This window comes from Bacillus sp. LR--39 (genome assembly GCF_053613335.1).
This window is the reverse complement of sequence record NZ_JBSIOT010000246.1, coordinates 1-1,210: the sequence shown is the minus strand read 5'-3', so window position 1 is coordinate 1,210 and position 1,210 is coordinate 1. Positions and strand designations below refer to the sequence as shown.

Below are 1,210 nucleotides of genomic sequence, written 5' to 3'. Positions count from 1 at the left end.
AACGCAGGAGTTGACATCGAAGCCGGATATGAAGCTGTAAAACGAATGAAAAAACACGTGGAGCGCACGAAACGGCTTGGCGTTATGGGCAGCCTTGGCGGTTTTGGCGGCATGTTTGACCTGTCTGAGCTTTCTTATCAAAAACCAGTTCTCATTTCGGGAACGGACGGTGTCGGAACAAAATTAAAGCTCGCTTTTTCCATGGATAAGCATGACACGATTGGCGTGGACGCTGTTGCAATGTGTGTCAATGACGTGCTGGCACAAGGTGCAGAGCCGCTGTTTTTCCTCGATTATTTAGCGGTCGGCAAAGCGGACCCAGTGAAAATTGAACAGATTGTACAAGGTGTTGCGGAAGGCTGTGAGCAGTCAGGTTCAGCCTTAGTCGGCGGTGAAACGGCTGAAATGCCGGGACTCTATACAGCTGATGAATATGATATTGCCGGTTTCTCAGTCGGAGTGGCAGAAAAGGACGAAATCGTCACTGGAGAAAACATCAAAGAGGGTCATCTGTTGATCGGCCTCAGCTCCAGCGGTCTTCACAGCAACGGATTTTCCCTTGTCAGAAAAGTGCTTCTGGATGATGCGGAGCTGGACCTTGATACAACATATGAGCCGTTTGAACGCCCGCTTGGCGAGGAATTGCTTGAACCGACAAGGATTTACGTGAAGCCTGTGCTTGCCGCGGTCAAAAGCGGAAAAATCGACGGCATGGCGCACGTGACAGGCGGAGGATTTATCGAAAATATTCCGCGTATGCTTCCGGAAGGCTTAAGTGCGGAAATTGATCATGGCTCATGGCCGATCCCGCCAATTTTTTCTTTCTTGCAAGAGTACGGCAAGCTAAAGGAAGAAGACATGTTCAACGTCTTTAATATGGGTATCGGTTTTGTTTTGGCTGTCAAAGAAGAGCATTTGACAGATGTGATCGGAACGCTTGAAAGCCATGGAGAAAAAGCCTATTTAATCGGGCGTGTGAAAAAAGGCGCAGGCGTCACATTCGGCGGTGCGGCACTTTCATGAAAAAGTTTGCGGTATTTGCATCAGGAAACGGTTCAAACTTCGAAGCCATCGTCACGCGTTTGAAGGAGGAGAACTGGGATGCGTCAGCAGCGCTCCTCGTTTGCGACAAACCGCAGGCGAAAGTCATCGAACGGGCGGAAGCATTCCACATTCCATCCTTCGCATTTGAGCCGAAGTCTTATGAAAA

General features: G+C 49.3%; 2 protein-coding genes. Both read left to right on the top strand.

Annotated elements, in window-relative coordinates:
• The coding region (purM, locus tag ACWHAR_RS22200; RefSeq protein WP_452087845.1) for a phosphoribosylformylglycinamidine cyclo-ligase at positions 1-1,023 on the top strand (1,023 nt) is incomplete at its 5' end.
• Positions 1,020-1,210, top strand: a 191-nt coding sequence (locus ACWHAR_RS22195) for a formyltransferase family protein (RefSeq protein ID WP_452087844.1), incomplete at its 3' end; no start/stop codon positions are given. The genes purM and ACWHAR_RS22195, both read left to right, overlap by 4 nt.